This is a genomic window from Paracoccaceae bacterium, from assembly GCA_033344815.1.
GTDB lineage: Bacteria > Pseudomonadota > Alphaproteobacteria > Rhodobacterales > Rhodobacteraceae > Roseobacter.
On sequence record JAWPMR010000001.1, the window covers coordinates 3,525,306 to 3,540,610 of the forward strand.

The 15,305-nt window shown below is 54.5% G+C and carries 14 protein-coding genes; 10 read left to right on the forward strand and 4 right to left on the reverse strand.

Features of this window, described 5'->3' with window-relative positions; all coding sequences use genetic code 11:
• Positions 1–1,164 carry an iron-containing alcohol dehydrogenase gene (locus tag R8G34_16310; GenBank protein ID MDW3224418.1) on the forward strand — a complete coding sequence of 388 codons (1,164 nt, stop codon included), beginning with the start codon at positions 1–3 and terminating at the stop codon, positions 1,162–1,164.
• Here the strand turns inward: R8G34_16310 and R8G34_16315 are convergent.
• Positions 1,161–1,910 carry a sulfite exporter TauE/SafE family protein gene (locus R8G34_16315; GenBank protein MDW3224419.1) on the reverse strand — a complete coding sequence of 250 codons (750 nt, stop codon included), beginning with the start codon at positions 1,908–1,910 and terminating at the stop codon, positions 1,161–1,163. The genes R8G34_16310 and R8G34_16315 overlap by 4 nt on opposite strands.
• Before the next feature lie 129 nt (positions 1,911–2,039).
• On the opposite strand from R8G34_16315, the gene R8G34_16320 reads away from it, so the two are divergent.
• Positions 2,040–2,441: a rhodanese-like domain-containing protein gene (locus R8G34_16320; protein ID MDW3224420.1), complete on the forward strand. Its 402-nt coding sequence runs from the start codon at positions 2,040–2,042 to the stop codon at positions 2,439–2,441.
• A gap of 2 nt (positions 2,442–2,443) precedes the next feature.
• Here the strand turns inward: R8G34_16320 and R8G34_16325 are convergent, their stop codons facing one another.
• Positions 2,444–3,514, reverse strand: a complete 1,071-nt coding sequence (locus tag R8G34_16325) for a LacI family DNA-binding transcriptional regulator (GenBank protein ID MDW3224421.1) — start codon at positions 3,512–3,514, stop codon at positions 2,444–2,446.
• Between the two features lie 195 nt (positions 3,515–3,709).
• Here R8G34_16325 and R8G34_16330 point away from each other — a divergent pair, with 195 nt between their 5' ends.
• The 5 genes from R8G34_16330 to R8G34_16350 all read left to right on the forward strand — a co-directional run bounded on the left by R8G34_16330 (position 3,710) and on the right by R8G34_16350 (position 8,726).
• Positions 3,710–4,792, forward strand: coding sequence for an ATP-binding cassette domain-containing protein (locus tag R8G34_16330; GenBank protein ID MDW3224422.1), 1,083 nt, complete (start codon positions 3,710–3,712; stop codon positions 4,790–4,792).
• A gap of 32 nt (positions 4,793–4,824) precedes the next feature.
• Positions 4,825–6,156, forward strand: coding sequence for an extracellular solute-binding protein (locus R8G34_16335; GenBank protein MDW3224423.1), 1,332 nt, complete (start codon positions 4,825–4,827; stop codon positions 6,154–6,156).
• 72 nt (positions 6,157–6,228) lie between these two features.
• Entirely contained in the window at positions 6,229–7,146 is a 918-nt protein-coding gene (locus R8G34_16340) for a sugar ABC transporter permease (GenBank protein MDW3224424.1), read from the forward strand.
• Entirely contained in the window at positions 7,147–8,019 is an 873-nt protein-coding gene (locus tag R8G34_16345; protein MDW3224425.1) for a carbohydrate ABC transporter permease, read from the forward strand.
• Complete coding sequence (locus R8G34_16350) at positions 8,019–8,726, forward strand: cytochrome b561 domain-containing protein (GenBank protein ID MDW3224426.1); 708 nt, start codon at positions 8,019–8,021, stop codon at positions 8,724–8,726. Before R8G34_16345 ends, R8G34_16350 begins: the two co-directional genes overlap by 1 nt.
• A gap of 3 nt (positions 8,727–8,729) precedes the next feature.
• On the opposite strand, the gene R8G34_16355 is transcribed toward R8G34_16350, so the two are convergent.
• A complete protein-coding gene (locus R8G34_16355) occupies positions 8,730–9,146 on the reverse strand; it encodes a heme-binding protein (protein MDW3224427.1) in 417 nt (138 codons plus the stop codon).
• A gap of 201 nt (positions 9,147–9,347) precedes the next feature.
• Here R8G34_16355 and R8G34_16360 point away from each other — a divergent pair, with 201 nt between their 5' ends.
• The 3 genes from R8G34_16360 to R8G34_16370 all read left to right on the forward strand — a co-directional run bounded on the left by R8G34_16360 (position 9,348) and on the right by R8G34_16370 (position 14,669).
• Complete coding sequence (locus tag R8G34_16360) at positions 9,348–10,730, forward strand: endonuclease/exonuclease/phosphatase family protein (GenBank protein ID MDW3224428.1); 1,383 nt, start codon at positions 9,348–9,350, stop codon at positions 10,728–10,730.
• Positions 10,731–11,875: 1,145 nt separating this feature from the next.
• Positions 11,876–13,648: a calcium-binding protein gene (locus R8G34_16365; protein MDW3224429.1), complete on the forward strand. Its 1,773-nt coding sequence runs from the start codon at positions 11,876–11,878 to the stop codon at positions 13,646–13,648.
• Positions 13,649–14,132: 484 nt separating this feature from the next.
• Positions 14,133–14,669 (forward strand): sigma-70 family RNA polymerase sigma factor, encoded by a 537-nt coding sequence (locus R8G34_16370; GenBank protein MDW3224430.1) that lies wholly within the window; start codon positions 14,133–14,135, stop codon positions 14,667–14,669.
• Position 14,670: 1 nt separating this feature from the next.
• On the opposite strand, the gene R8G34_16375 is transcribed toward R8G34_16370, so the two are convergent.
• Complete coding sequence (locus tag R8G34_16375) at positions 14,671–15,240, reverse strand: hypothetical protein (protein MDW3224431.1); 570 nt, start codon at positions 15,238–15,240, stop codon at positions 14,671–14,673.
• Positions 15,241–15,305: the final 65 nt, after the last annotated feature.

A 15,305-nucleotide genomic window follows, 5' to 3' on the forward strand; every position in this document is an offset into this window, starting at 1 on the left:
ATGTCTCTTATTGCAAATTGGTCCTATCCCACGTCTGTGCGTTTCGGCGCGGGGCGAATTTCGGAAATCGGCGAGGCTTGTGCGGCCGCAGGGATCACCAAACCCTTGCTTGTCACTGACAAGGGGTTGGCGGACTTGCCCATCACTGGTGCAACGCTCGAACTCCTGACGGCCGCGGGTCTGCCGCGCGGGATCTTCTCGGACGTGGACCCGAACCCGACAGAAAAAAACGTCGAAGAGGGCGTGAAGGCGTACCGCGAGGGCGGGCATGATGGGGTTGTGGCTTTTGGCGGCGGTTCTGGCCTCGATCTGGGGAAAATGATTGCCTTTATGGCCGGACAAACCCGCCCGCTGTGGGATTTTGAGGACATCGGTGACTGGTGGACACGTGCGGATGCCGACGCCATCGCACCCATCGTGGCCGTGCCAACCACCGCTGGAACGGGGTCCGAAGTGGGGCGCGCGAGCGTGATTACCAATTCAGAAACACATGAGAAAAAGATCATCTTCCATCCTAAATTGCTTCCCGCAGGGGTGATCTGTGATCCCGAACTGACCGTGGGCATGCCGAAAATGATCACGGCAGGCACTGGGATGGACGCCTTCGCGCATTGTCTGGAGGCTTATTGCTCACCGCATTATCATCCGATGTCACAAGGTATTGCGCTGGAAGGCATGCGCTTGGTCAAAGACAATTTGGTAAATGCCTATGAAGACGGTACAAACCTGACGGCGCGCGCGCATATGATGTCTGCGGCTGCCATGGGTGCAACCGCGTTTCAAAAAGGTTTGGGTGCCATTCACGCCTTGTCCCACCCAATCGGCGCGGTGCACCACACGCATCATGGCACCACAAATGCGGTGGTGATGCAGCAGGTGCTGATGTTCAATCGCCCCAAGATCCGCAAACACCTTGCGCGCGCGGCCAATTATCTCAGCATTTCGGGCGGATTTGATGGGTTTTACAATTTTGTCGGTGAGATCAACACGCAATTGGGCATCCCGAAAAACTTAACCGAGCTGGGTGTCACAGATCCCGATATCGCGGCCCTTGTGGCCTCTGCCTTGCAGGATCCCAGTTGCGGCGGCAATCCGGTGAAGATGACAGAAAAGAATACTACAGATTTGCTGGAAAGCTGTTTTGAGCAACCTGCCAATGATTAGGGATACCAAATCGCCCGGCGGATCAAGTTAAGCCCCATCAGTACGAAAACGATCAGAATGGCGTTACGAAACGCCTGAACGGACAAGCGGTTTCTTAGCACTTCGCCCATGGAGAACCCGATCAATGTCGGGATCAGCATCAGGGCGGAGGCGCCGGCCAGAGGACCTGTCATGAAGCCAAGCCGGACATAGGCGAGGCACAAAGGCACGCTGCCGACAAAAATCAAAAAGCCGGTGGCGCGGACAAATTCGTCCTTATCGACTTGTTTGGTGGCCAGATACATCGCCAGTGGCGCGCCCCAGCCCGCGGTCATCCCGCCGACGATACCTGCAAAGAGCCCAAAACCGATCTGGGCGGTTCGATCATAGCGTGCGCGCAGAGGCGGTACGAGACCTTTCCAACTGACGGCGACGAACACCAGAATGACCACACCCAGAATGGCAAGGAGCGCCCGGTCGCCCGTGTTTCGAGTGGCAAAAGCGGTCAGCGTGACCCCTGCCAAAAGTACGATTGCGAACACCGCATACCTGCGCGCGGTACGGCGTAATTCACCTGCCCGCAACACTTGCCACGCATTGGAGCCGATCATTGGAAACAAGACCAGTGCGATGGCCGTGCGCGGGTCCAGATATAATGTCATCAAAGCAATTGCTGCCGTGGGCATGCCGATGCCCGCAAGGCCTTTGACAGCGCCCGAAAAGAGAAAAGCAGCACCTGCCACAAGAAGAGTGGTTGTATAGTCCAAAAGGCCCGTCCTGCGGTCGTGTTGGTTTTCATCCCCCGAAAGCAAGGGGTGTGTCAATCACATGCCGTTGCTGACAGGCGCGGGCTATGCCATTCTGATTTCGTAACATCACACAAGAAAGACATTGCCATGCCCGCCTTGAAAAAGAACTCCGCCCAAATGGTTGCCGATGCGCGGGCACGGATCGAAGAGGTCGAGACACCAGATCTGATCGCGATGCTGGCAGACCCAAAGGTGGTTGTTGTGGACATCCGTGATGTGCGCGAGCGTCAGCGCAGTGGGTTTATCCCGGGCAGTTTCCATGCGCCGCGCGGGATGATCGAGTTCTGGGTGGACCCGGACAGCCCATATTTCAAGGAAATCTTTGGGCAGGATAAAAAGTTCGTTTTCCATTGTGCATCGGGATGGCGATCCGCGCTGACCACCGCGACACTGCAGGACATGGGATTTGAGGCTGCACACCTCAAAGAAGGTTTTTCCACATGGGAAAAACAAGGTGGACCTGTCGAATTCCCTGAGCCCAAAGACTAAGGCTATCGGTACAGTGCTGTTGGCCCAGTGAACGACGGCCGGGGCAATCTGTCATTGTCGGTCTGAAGCCGGGTCGTTTGGCCGGGTTGTAATTCAAGCGGCAAAGTCGTGATCCGTTCAGTCGGAACGCCATTGATCCGTGCCAGCAATTGGCGTGCACCTGTGATCCCCATCAGACGTCGCAAAGTGCGCACTGTCGTCAGTTTGATCGGCAAGACAGACCCAAGATCCAGACCGTTAAAACCGACGACCCCAATGTCATCCGGGACCGACAGACCCTGCGCCTGACAACACATCAATCCGCCAAAGGCCATGTGGTCATTCAGATAGCAGATGATATCTGGCGCGTGATCTGCCAGCAGGCTCTTGGTGCCCTCAAAGCCGGTCACAAACGCATTTCCCAAGGGAGGTCGTGCGGCGATCACGGGGGCCGCACGTTGTTGGGAAAACACATGCCGGATCCCCTCCAGCCGGGCATCTGCGCGTTTGTCATGGCCGCGCGGGGTGCTTACAAATGCCGGGCGCTGATACCCTAGCGACACTGCGTGTTCCCCGATTAATTGACCCGCCATGAAGTGATCGATCCCCACACAAATATCGATCGGATCGTCGGTGTGGTCCCAGATTTCCAAAACCGGAATAGGCGAAGCCCTGAGTAATTCGCGGGTTTCGGGATGGTGATCGGTGCCGGTCAGTATGATAGCCGCCGGTTGCCAGGACAAAAGTCTGCGCACCCAGTTCAGTTCGGTTTCGCTGTTGTATTCGGTGGTGTCGATAACGCTGGAATACCCGGCGGTGTCGAATGTCTGGCGCATACCATTCAGGATCTCGGCAAAGACATCAGCAGCAAAGGTCGGCAGTGAGATGCCGATCAGGTTCGAGTTGGCCACCGCCAGAGATCGCGCTGCGCTGTTGGGCATGTATTTCATTTGCCGGGCGATCTTCAGAATCTCCGCCCGTTTCTTTTCCGAAACCCCCTCTACACCGCGAATGGCGCGCGACACACTCATGATACTCACATCGGCCCGGCGTGCGACATCTTCGATTTTGCTGGGCTTTGAGGGGCGTGACATAGGTATTCATGCTTTCTGTTGAGTCATTCAAGAGTTCGGATTAATTATTAATTTCAATGAGTAAACTGCAGGATACGTTAACGTTAACGTAGTTTTCAGTTTTTGTCCTTCCTGAAATTAGCTGTCGGATGCACTCTGATCGCAGACAGGCGTGTATTTTGTACAGCCTGAAAGTTGCGCTTTGGGGGGAATTGCGTGCCACGAATTGTCTTTGACCAAGTCGCAAAGAGCTATGGTGCCGTTGAGGTCTTGCCACCGTTTGATCTGGCGCTTGATGACGGCGAATTCACGGTGCTTGTCGGACCGTCCGGTTGCGGCAAATCCACCACATTGCGCATGTTGGCAGGGTTGGAAACGCTGTCGGGGGGCGAAATCTATTTTGACGAAAAACCGATCAGCAAACTTGACCCCAAGGAGCGGGATCTGGCGATGGTATTTCAGGATTATGCGCTCTACCCGCATATGAACATCGCCAAGAACATGTCTTTCGCGCTGCGTCTGGCGCGGGTGTCCAAGCCTGAGATCGAAGAGAAAGTTCAGCGCGTCGCAGGTATGCTGAATATCGCCCATTTGTTGGATCGTAAACCCGCCGAACTGTCGGGCGGACAGCGCCAAAGGGTGGCAATGGGCCGCGCGCTGGTCCGCGATGCTGGTACGTTTCTGTTTGACGAACCGCTGTCCAACTTGGACGCTAAATTGCGTGGTAAAATGCGCGCGGAACTAGCCGAGATGCGTGATACAATCGACAAGAACATGGTCTATGTCACACACGATCAGGTCGAGGCGATGACCCTTGGCGACCGCATTGTGGTGATGAGTGACGGTTTCATTCAACAACAAGGCTCGCCCGAAGAGTTGTTCAAATCGCCCGCCAACAAGTTTGTGGCTGGGTTCATAGGCTCGCCAACGATGAATTTCGTCGATGGGGACCTTGTGGAAGAACAGGGTGCTATCTGGGTGCGGGGCGATGGGTTTCATCTGCCGCTGGACCCGGAAACGAGCGTGCGAGCGAAAACCGCTTCAGACAAGAGCATCACGTTGGGTGTACGCCCATCGAGCTTTACCACCGATATGACACAGGGTGCGCCGATTGAATTGCGCGTTGTTGTTTCTGAATACCTGGGCGCGCAATCGGTTCTTGTGACCCGCTGCGGGGCTGCCGAAATGCTGGTTGAGACGCAAAGCGCGGCCCCGGTCAAAGCGGGCATCGTCCAGACCTTTGGCGTGCTCACCAATGAATTGATGATTTTTGACAAGACGTCCGGGCTCAGGCTCTGACACCAAGAAATAGCATCAGGGAGGACTGAAGAATGCTATCATTAAAAACGATCCTGACGGGGACTGCGGTCTCGGTGTCATTTGCGAGTATGGCGCTGGCGCAAGACGGGCCTTATGCGCCCTATGCCGGCACCACGCTGGTGATCAACGTTCCAGCGCATCCGCATTATAACGCGATGATGAAGGTGCTGCCTGCCTTCACCGAAGAAACCGGCATCGAGGTCGAAGTGGACCAGTTGCAGTATCTCAAAATGCGTGAACGCCAGACGCTTGAACTGACAAAGGATGAAGGCGATTACGACATGATCGCCTATGTGGTTTTCTCAAAGGCGGATTATGTTTTTGCCGACCAACTTGAAAACCTTGCACGGTTCTTCATGGATCCTAAACTGTCCGATCCTGCGTATGACGCAGAGGATCTGATTGACGGATATGTCGCCAATATCGGGATTGCGGGCGGCAAAAAAGGTTATCTGCCGGGCGCAACAGGATCACTTTTTGGCATCCCGTTTGGGTCTGAAACCTCTGTGCTGGCCTATCGCAAGGATATTTTCGAAAAGCACGGCATTGCCACTCCCGAAACCTATGACCAACTGCTGGATGCGGCCTGCAAAATCCCTAAAGTTGAGCCGGGCATGGGTGGTATGGCGTCGCGTGCGGCCTCCGGTCACCAAGCAAGCCACGCGTTCTTGTTGCACCTTGCCCCATTGGGCGGGCGTGTATTTGATGACGCATGGGAACCGATCATCAACAATGATGCGGGCGTGGCGGCAGCCAACGCTCTGAAAACCATCGTGGATTGCGGACCTGAAGGCAGCCAGACATTTGGCCCAGCCGAAGCGGCAGCCGCGTTCCAGCAAGGTCAGGCGGCCATGTTCATGGACAGCATTGCCTTTGCTGCCGGGTTTGAAGATCCCAGCAAATCGACCGTTGCGGGCAAGGTCGGCTATGCGCTGCACCCCGAAGGCGTGCGTCGCGGATCTCAAACCGGTGGATTCGGCATCGCAATCCCCCAGAACGCCCAGAACAAAGAGGCTGCGTTTTTGCTGATGCAATGGTTGACCTCGAAAAAAGGCGATCTGATGGTGGCGATGGCCGGCGGCAACCCGTCGCGGTTCTCGACCTATGAAAACGCCGAGTTGAACGAGAAGTACCCTTATTCTGCGACTTTTGGTGAAGCACTGAAATATGCCGACCCTGACTGGCGTCCGATCATCCCCACATGGGGCAAGATCAATGCGGACATCGGTACAACCATGAGTCAGGTGCTCACCGAAGGGCTTGACCCGCAGGAAGCTCTGAACGGCGTGGCCGAACGCGCCCGCGCGATCATGGATGAGGCCGGATACTACACCTGGCAATAAACGTTACCTCCCGAACGTTGGCCGGGCGGCACGTCGTCGCCCGGCACCCTTAGGCCCCTGGAAATCAGAGTCATGCAAAGCGCAAACGTCAACAGGCTCACGCCTTACCTGTTCCTTGCTCCGGCGGCCATTATCATGGCCATCGCATTGCTCTACCCCATCGGGTACATGATTTATGCCAGTTTTCTGGACTGGAACCCCAGCCAGCGCATTGGCGAAGCTGAATTTGTCGGACTGCGCAATTATATCAACCTGCTGAGCGATGCGAGTTTCCTCGAAAGCTTCTGGGTTACCATCAAATTCGCAGCCGTTGTTGTCTTCCTGGAGATGCTTTTAGGCGTGGGTCTGGCCCTTCTTCTGGACCGCAATATTCGCGGCATGTCGCTGCTGCGCACGCTTTTCATCCTGCCAATGATGATCGCCCCCATCGTGGTTGGCCTGATGTGGCGCTATATGTATCACCCCACAGTCGGCATCTTTAACCGCACGCTGAAATCCATGGGGTTGGAACCGATCCCGTGGCTGTCCAACGGTGATTGGGCCTTTGCCTCTGTGGTGATCGCGGATGTCTGGCAATGGACCCCCTTCATTTTCATCCTGTCATTAGCGGCTCTGCAATCTTTGCCGCAATCCGCCATGGAGGCTTCGCGCATTGACGGGGCAACGGGGTGGCAACAAGTTATCTATATCAAACTGCCGCTGATGTTGCCGGTACTGATCGTGACGCTTTTGTTGCGCCTGATTGATGCGTTCAAAGTGCTCGAAGTCATCTTGGTGCTGACCAACGGCGGTCCGGGTCTGTCCACTGAAATTCTGTCGCTGCGGATCTCGCGCACAGCCTCGGAATTCCGCGAATTGGGTGAGGCGGCGGCGATGTCGAATTACCTGCTGATCCTGTTGATGCTGCTGACTTTCGGGATGTTCTTTTACAACAAGGCCATGGAAGCGCGCGCCGCCCGGTTGCGCAAGGCAGCGGAGGAGGATCTGTAGATGTCCACCAAAACCTACGACCGTCAGAACCCTGCGTTTTATGCCCTGTTGGTTGCCCTTGTGGTGATGTCCGTCGGGCCCATCGCCATGATGCTGATGACCTCCCTCAAGCTGAACGTCGACATCATGTCGGACACGTCATCGCTGATTTTCATGCCCACTTTGCGCAACTATGAAACGGCGCTCTGTGATTTCCTATGGTACGAAGCGCCCCATATTGAGTATTGCGACAAGACCTTCGGGCGGGCGCTGGTCAACTCACTGATCATCGCGCTGATTTCCACTGTGCTGACGCTGGTGATTGGCTGTATGGCCGCTTATGCGCTTGTGCGATTCCGCTTTATGGGGCGGGACACGGTATCGCTTTCTACACTGGCGATGCGCATGGTGCCGCCTGCGGTGCTTTTGGTGCCAGTCTTTGGCATCTGGACATTCCAGTTTCAGATCGATGGGACGCGTGCGGGCATCATACTGGTTTATGTGGCGATGAACCTACCGTTTGTGATCTGGATCCTGCAAAGTTTCATTGTGCAGGTTCCGATCCAACTTGAAGAAGCCGCGCGCATGGACGGTGCGGGGCCGTTTCAAGTGTTTTTCCTTGTGGTGCTTCCGTTGATCAAACCGGGTCTGGCAGCCGCAGCGATTTTCACATTCCGGGTGGCGTGGAACGAATTTCTTCTGGCCAACGCACTGGCGGATCGCAATTCGCGCACGGTGCCGGTGACGATCGTGAACTCAATTACGGAATTCAACATCGACTGGGGCGTCATTATGGCCACGGGTATGTTGCTGGCCATCCCACCGATCATCTTTACTTTTGTGGCGTCGCGTCAGATCATCACTGGCATGACCGCAGGAGCGGTCAAAGGCTGATGTGGGACTGGCTGCTTGCTCCGATGGATGCGGCCAGTGCGCATAACGTCGAGGGGCTTCTGAGCTGGCATGCCCGCTTGATGGTTTTGGCCTGGGGGGTGCTGGTGCCCTTAGGCATCGTCATCGCAAGGTATTTCAAGATTTTTCCCGGGCAGGATTGGCCCCGCAGTCTGGACCATCACTTCTGGTGGAACACGCACCGTGCTTGCCAATACAGCGCCTGTGCGTTGATGGCGATTGGGGTTGTGCTAATCCTGTTGGCATCCCCCTCGACGGTAAAAACGGGACCGCATTTTTATATCGGTTGGGCGGTGCTTTCGCTTGCTGTCATGCAGATTGTAGGCGGCATTCTGCGCGGTACCAAAGGTGGGCCGACGGCGCCTGCGCCGGATGGCACTTTGCACGGTGATCATTTTGACATGACACCGCGCCGGCTGGCCTTTGAATACATACATAAATCTGCAGGCTACGCGGCGCTGATCCTGTCAGTCGTTGCGATTCTGACGGGTCTTTGGCAAGCCAATGCGCCAAACTGGATGTGGCTTAGCCTGTCTTTGTGGTGGGCGTGCCTGATGGCGACCGCAATAATGATGCAACATCGCGGGATGGCGGTGGATACCTATCAAGCGATTTGGGGCCCTGATCCGGCGTTGCCCGGAAACAAGCGAAAACCCATTGGGCTGGGCGTGTCGCGCCGCTTGGAGTGAGGCTCAAATCGCAGCCCCAATGGCTTTCAGGGCGGCCGTAGCCACAGCCACATCTTGATCACCTGTTCCTGATCCGACACCAATTGCGCCAATACACTCGCCGCCGATAAAAATGGGCAAACCACCAGGAAGGCCGGTCATGTTCCCGTCCGTTGCCATGCCGATGGGCTGTCGTACGGATTCGGGAATGGCGGTTGTCGCCGCCCGGATGGACGCCGCTGTCAGCGCTTTTGATCGGGCGCTTTTCCGACTTAGAAACTTCGCGCCGGACATCCGGATTTCACCCAGCGTTTCCCCACTGGCATCTACAATGATGATGCATTGTGGTTGACCGTGCTCTTCGGCTTCAGAGATCGCGGCGGACAGCATCGTCATGACGGCTGTGTGGGTCAGCACTTGTGACGGTTTGGTAAAGGTCATTTATGATGTTTTCCGAAAGACTGATCGTTCTTGAGTACCTTGAACCAGTTTTGGCGCAGGTGGAAGAGGTTCCCTTTGTGCACGTCTTGAAACGATGGGTTTTTTCCTATGATGCATAAAATGCTGTTGCGGCGTTGTTGGACATTCGCTCGTGCCGCCGTAGCATGAGTCCACTAACGAATTTGCGTGAGAGGATAACAGATGCCGACCTACGATCGCCTGAGCCTAAGCCACCCAGCCGGATCGGGTGAGGAAACCTTGCGCAAAAGAACCATCACCGGTCTGCGTAGCTTGCGCCTGGCACTTGCAGCACATTTTCCCCAGGATACCGACCGCATGGCTACTGTGCGCATCGGCACATGGAACATTCGAGAGTTTGGCAATACCAATTTTGGTGGCCGAGATACCTATGAACCATTGTATTACATGGCTGAGATCATTTCCAATTTTGATATTGTTGCTGTGCAGGAAGTCCGTGATGACATGCGCGAATTCCTCCAGTTGCTGGCCATCCTTGGGCCGGATTGGGATTACCTTGCCACGGATGTGACGGATGGTGGTGCTGGCAATGGAGAGCGGATGGTTTTTGCCTTCAACCGCAACCGGGTGCGTTTCAGAAATATTGCCGGAGAGTTGACGCTGCCGGATGGAAAGAAAGTTCTGGCAAGTTTTGGAGAGCGGCTCCGGTTGGAGAATGGCATCGCGCTTGAATTACCCGGCGGCATAGACTTGTCCGGTGTCTATGAAGCGCGCAGCAACAAAAAGAAAAGTGGCACAATTAAGCTTGCAGAAGATGTAGACATCGCCCTGCCGGAAGGCACGCTTTTGAACCTGCCCGAAGGAAGTGCGCTGGCGGTGACCAGAGGCACTGAAGTCACGCGCCCCGCCGGCACACGCGGCAGAGTCCAATTGCATGTGCCGCAAGGGCAGGTGGAAGGTAAAGCGTTTCGCCTGCGGTTTCCCGGTGCCGCTTTGGATCAGAGCTTCAAGCAATTCGCGCGCACGCCCTATCTGGTCAGCTTTCAGGCCGGCTGGCTGAAGATCGACCTTGCAACGGTCCACATCTATTTTGGCGACAATGAGGATGAAAAGCTGTTGGCGCAGCGCAAACGGGAGATTGCGAGCCTGACGGCTGCCCTTGGTAAAAGAGCCGCAAAAGAAATGTCCAAAGATCCGGAAAACACGGTGCTGACGGCGGTGCTTGGTGATTTCAATATCCTGAGCGCAGAGCATGAAACCATGCAAGCACTGGAGGCCAACGGGTTTGAAGTGCCTGAACAGATACGCTCGATTCCGGGCTCGAATGTGGCGAAAGACAAGGCCTATGATCAAATTGCCTTTTGGGAACCAATGCGCGCGGGCGGCTATACACGTTTTGAAGTGAGAGGGGCAAATGTGTTCGATTTTTTCGAACATGTTTACCGGCTCGATCAGCGCGAGACATATCAACCGGAACGTTCCGAAGGCTCCTATAAGACTTGGCGGACGTATAAGATGAGTGATCACCTTCCAATGTGGGTCGAGCTCACCAGTGATTTTTCTGATGCATATATCGAGGCATGTGATGCCGTTGATCCGGCTTAGGTCGGCCGGTCGATCGGGTTGCTGTAGCGGGTGACGTTACAATCTCCCGCCCGGGCTTAGGTTCTCTATTTGCGTCTTGTGGCCACACAACAACCGATTGTTTCGAAGGAGAAAAAGTAGATGAAATACCGGCTGCTGATCCCGAGTGTAACCTGCGTCTTTACTTACTCATATGATAACGCATCCTACCTGACATTTACGCTGGATTTTCGACCTGACGTGCAATTCTGATCTTTTTTCCAGGACAATCACTGCACACCGGACGCCACTAAAAGATGTACAGGTGCTGTCACCTAAGGCGCTCACACACCAGAACCATATGACGCCCCAGGCCTTCCGAGCAGAATGAAGTTTTGATCAGGGCGTTTCGTCAATCATCTTGTGTGAAACCCGGTGCAGTCGCACCAGAGTCCGTGAATTCGTTTCACGTGTACTAATCCGATTTATTTTTCGCTGATGACAAGACTACGAGGCAATCGCAGTGTCCATTTTTTGCGGCCACAGTCGTCTGCCAGATGGCCGGACTAAGCATCAAGATGCTCTATCTTCTCAGCAGCCTGTAATTTCCGTTAAGTGCCCGAAGTGTTCGTGCCGCGCATTTCTCGTCAGCCACTGTTGGCAACGATCCGATAGATAGTCTGCCGGAAGCGCGTGTTCGCTTGATTGCCGCCAGTTCTGGCCTGATACGTGTGTTTTAAACCCGACATTTTCCAGAAACATCAGACCGCCGCCGGCTCAGGGCGACTGAAGGTCGTTTCGCGGAGTTTCTAAGTGTCCGTCCCCAAACTGCGCATGAACAGTATCAGCCATCAAACTTTGAGCCGCCAAAACACCGGTTAAAACAAGCGGCGCACAGGGAACAAATCGTCAGGGAAACCGCGCCTGGATCAACGTCACAGCACCAAGACAAGCCAAGTGCAGATGGCTTTTTCTTTGATCATTTTGGTCCGGTGGGAACGTCCTTCACATGGAAAGACAATTTCAAAGCCAAAAGAATTTCATTTTTTTTGAACCGCAGACTGTGCCGGACCGACCAACGGGTATCTCGCCAGTTGCGGGGCTCTGAAACAAATCCTGATCATCAGGACCAACCGCCCAACAAATGGCGAAATTGAGACCAAAATCACTTTTGAATGGAGAATGAAATGTCCCTTATTAATATTTTAAACCTTTTTTCCGGTGGCCTGAAAACAAGCGGTTCAGACGAGAGCGAACTGATCATCGGGTCTTTTGGAAATGACGAATTAGATGGAAATGGTGGCGATGATTTGATCTTTGCTCTGTCTGGCGATGACAAGCTGTCAGGCGGACTTGGCGCTGATACGATCTTTGCTGGTAGCGGTGATGACACTGTTGAGGGCGGGGACGGAGAAGATCACCTGTTTGGCGGTACCGGCGACGATCGCATTGTCGGCAACAAAGGCAATGACTCGATGTTTGGCGGGCAGGGAAATGACATGCTGGTCTGGAACAACGGTGATGGTTCCGATTTGATGGATGGCGGCCAAGGATACGATCAGGTACAAGTCAATTTCGACACTGATCTTGTAGACAACGATCTGCAGAACAAAGACGTGGCGGAGTTTTCCGTGACAGACGAAGGTGTCCAATTTGCGCGTATCGAGGTAAATGATCAGACGGAGCGCGGGCTCTTTCAACTCGACATCCGCAACACCGAAGCGCTTGAAACCAATTTTGGTGGCGGCGATGATACGGCTGTGATCAAAGATACCGTACTGGATGAAATCACCCTGGATCTTGACGGCGGCGATGGCATTGACACGCTGGATCTGTCGCAGGCAGCAGGTCCCGCAGAGGTGATCTTGGGCCGAAACAAGCTGAACGAGTCTACTGTCGAAAACTTCGAGAACGTTGTTGGCACGGCCTTTGATGACACAATCCGCGGCAATAATCAGGATAACGTCATTTCCGGCCTTGACGGCCAAGACAAGATTTTCGGCCATGGCGGCGATGACACCTTGGTTGGTGGCAAAGGCAACGACAAGATCTTTGGCGGCAAGGGCGATGACAAACTGGTCTGGAACAATGGTGATGGTTCTGACTTGATGAAAGGTGGCAGCGGCGATGATCTGGTTCAGGTCAATTTTGACACAGATCTTGTCGATGATGATTTGCAAAACAAGGATGTGGCCGAGTTTTCCACAACCAGTCATGGCGTTGAGTTTGCGCGCATCGAAGTGAACGAACAGACCGAACGGGGGCTCTTCCAGCTCGATATTCGGGAAACGGAAACGCTGGAGACAAACTTTGGCGGTGGCGATGACACGGCGGTGATCGTTGGGACCGTATTGGATGAGATTGTTCTGGATCTGGACGGTGGTGACGGGATTGATTTGCTGGACTTCAGCCAAGCAGCCTACGGGGTAAACGTAGATCTGGCCGCGGGAACCATGAACAGCATCGGCGATGTTGTCACCGGTGAAAGCGGGGAAGGCGTCATTTCCAGCAGCGGCGAGGGTGTCATCGACACTAGCGGTGCAACCGGCGTTCCCGTAAGTGCAGAAGATATTGATGCCTTGACGCCTCTTAACAGCACCTCAAGCGCCGTCAACTTCGAGAATGTCACCGGCTCGGCATTCGACGATACAATCACCGGCAATGATCAGGATAACGTGATCCGCGGTGGTGCGGGCAATGACATCATGTTGGGTGGTGAAGGCGCGGATACTTTCGTTTTCTTCGAAGAAGATACAGGTGTCGACGTCATTCTGGATTTCAATTTCGGAGAAGACAGCTTGTTGTTCGTTACAAATGATCCGGATGTGACGACCGAAAACCTGCTCGCCAATTTGTCCCAGGTCGGAGACGACGTGGAACTGTCTCTGAACAACAAAGTGATCACATTCGAAGACGCTGTGGTCACAGACTTTTTCGCCGACGATTTTATGATTGCATAGTTTAACGATGACATCTGAGGCGTGCGGCCCCGTCAGCTTTCTTGCTGGCGGGGTTTCGTACTTTGTGAGCTTGCGCAATGCCATGAACGCCGTCAGTCATGTGACGCTCTTGGAACCATTTCCTTAAACGAAAAGCGGCAGTGAAACAGCCTTTGCGACCTGCGCCTCAAAGAAATCATATTCATGGGTTCGTGTCTCGCGGCAATCGGGAACCCTTTGCGCTAAACTCCAAGGCACTCAGCGCGGTTGCGATCTGAGGGCGCGAGAGAAATTACGGCAATTCGATGCATCTTCGCGGGGAAGTCGGGGCAAAGTGCAGATCGCGAAACCAGGAGCGCGCGCCACATTCTGTCTGACTAGATATGCAAGAATGCGCTCAGCGCACTTTCTTACCCGTCCAATCCGCTTCGCTTATGAGTTGTATCTGCCCTCTTCAAATGGCAATTGTTAACTGAAATTTTGTGGATCGGCGAACCTAAGAAAAATGGATGATCAAGATCTCATTGCCAGCATCGGGACGGGTGACAAGAGCGCCATGCACGAGTTCTATAAGCGCTACAATGATGCAGTATACGCCTTTGCAATGGCGCGCTGTGGCAATACCGAGTTGGCATCAGATTGTGTGCATGACACGATGCTTGATGTCTGGCGTACCGCGTCGCGTTTCGCGGGGCAGTCAAGTGTCAAGACCTGGCTGTTTTCCATCGCGCGCAATAAACTGGTCGATGCCTTGCGTAAGCGCGGGAAGCTTTCTTTTGTGGAAGAAGTGCCTGAAAGCGTGGACAGCGCGCCCAATCCTGAGGCAGCAGCCATAGCGGCGTCAGAAAACAAAAGACTTCATGCTTGTCTGGATGGGTTGAAAGACGTTCAGCAGGCCGCGATCCGCCTCGCCTTTCTCGAAGACCTGACATACCCGGAAATCGCTGAAATCGAAGCCGTGCCCGTCGGGACGATCAAAACCCGCATTTTTCACGCCAAGCAGGCTCTGATGCGGTGCCTTTCGGCAGGATTGCGCCGTTAGATCATTGCTCGGTAACAAACTCCACCAGATCGGTGCGCGTAGTGAGAACTTCGAGCGCCTGCTGCTGCACCTCCGCGTTGGCAAATGAAATGCGCACCAGTCCCAGTGCGCTCGGACCGTCGGTGATCCTACCTTCCAAGGGCAACAGCAATGCACCGATGTCCCCGATCGTCACGTTCTCGGCAAATTTGATCTGAATAACGAAAGCCTCCGCGCGCTCCGTCGCGGTGCTGAACCCCTCTGACACGCCGTTCGTGTGGGGCACTATGGTCAATTGCCAAGCTGCGACTGCGATTGTTGCGACAGCTGCATATTTCAAAAGCGGCGCCCAAGGGCGGCGGTTCTCATTCGCAGGCTGTGGTTTGGCGTCAATGCTGTTTGACAATCTGGTCCAAACAGCTTCTGCGTTTTCGTGCCTTGGACCTGTCGCCAGTTGCGCGCGCACGGATCGCATCACATTGACTTCCGAAGAAAGTGACGCGTCGCCCGCCATGTCTTGCTCGAACTTTTCGCGGTCCTTCGGGCCAAGCCGGTTTTGCAGGTAGTCCAGTATTGTGTCGTCACGATCCATGTCTTCACGCCGATGCAGTTGCAGTGTCCTTAGCTTTGTCGCACAGTCTTTCGACAAGGTTCAAA

Coding starts and splice junctions, on each gene's coding strand:
- R8G34_16320 (MDW3224420.1), top strand. CDS start 2,040: ATGCCCGCCTTGAAAAAGAACTCCGCCCAAATGGTTGCCGATGCGCGG.
- R8G34_16360 (MDW3224428.1), top strand. CDS start 9,348: ATGCCGACCTACGATCGCCTGAGCCTAAGCCACCCAGCCGGATCGGGT.
- R8G34_16355 (MDW3224427.1), bottom strand. CDS start 9,146: ATGACCTTTACCAAACCGTCACAAGTGCTGACCCACACAGCCGTCATG.
- R8G34_16350 (MDW3224426.1), top strand. CDS start 8,019: ATGTGGGACTGGCTGCTTGCTCCGATGGATGCGGCCAGTGCGCATAAC.
- R8G34_16345 (MDW3224425.1), top strand. CDS start 7,147: ATGTCCACCAAAACCTACGACCGTCAGAACCCTGCGTTTTATGCCCTG.
- R8G34_16325 (MDW3224421.1), bottom strand. CDS start 3,514: ATGTCACGCCCCTCAAAGCCCAGCAAAATCGAAGATGTCGCACGCCGG.
- R8G34_16370 (MDW3224430.1), top strand. CDS start 14,133: ATGGATGATCAAGATCTCATTGCCAGCATCGGGACGGGTGACAAGAGC.
- R8G34_16375 (MDW3224431.1), bottom strand. CDS start 15,240: ATGGATCGTGACGACACAATACTGGACTACCTGCAAAACCGGCTTGGC.
- R8G34_16365 (MDW3224429.1), top strand. CDS start 11,876: ATGTCCCTTATTAATATTTTAAACCTTTTTTCCGGTGGCCTGAAAACA.
- R8G34_16340 (MDW3224424.1), top strand. CDS start 6,229: ATGCAAAGCGCAAACGTCAACAGGCTCACGCCTTACCTGTTCCTTGCT.
- R8G34_16310 (MDW3224418.1), top strand. CDS start 1: ATGTCTCTTATTGCAAATTGGTCCTATCCCACGTCTGTGCGTTTCGGC.
- R8G34_16335 (MDW3224423.1), top strand. CDS start 4,825: ATGCTATCATTAAAAACGATCCTGACGGGGACTGCGGTCTCGGTGTCA.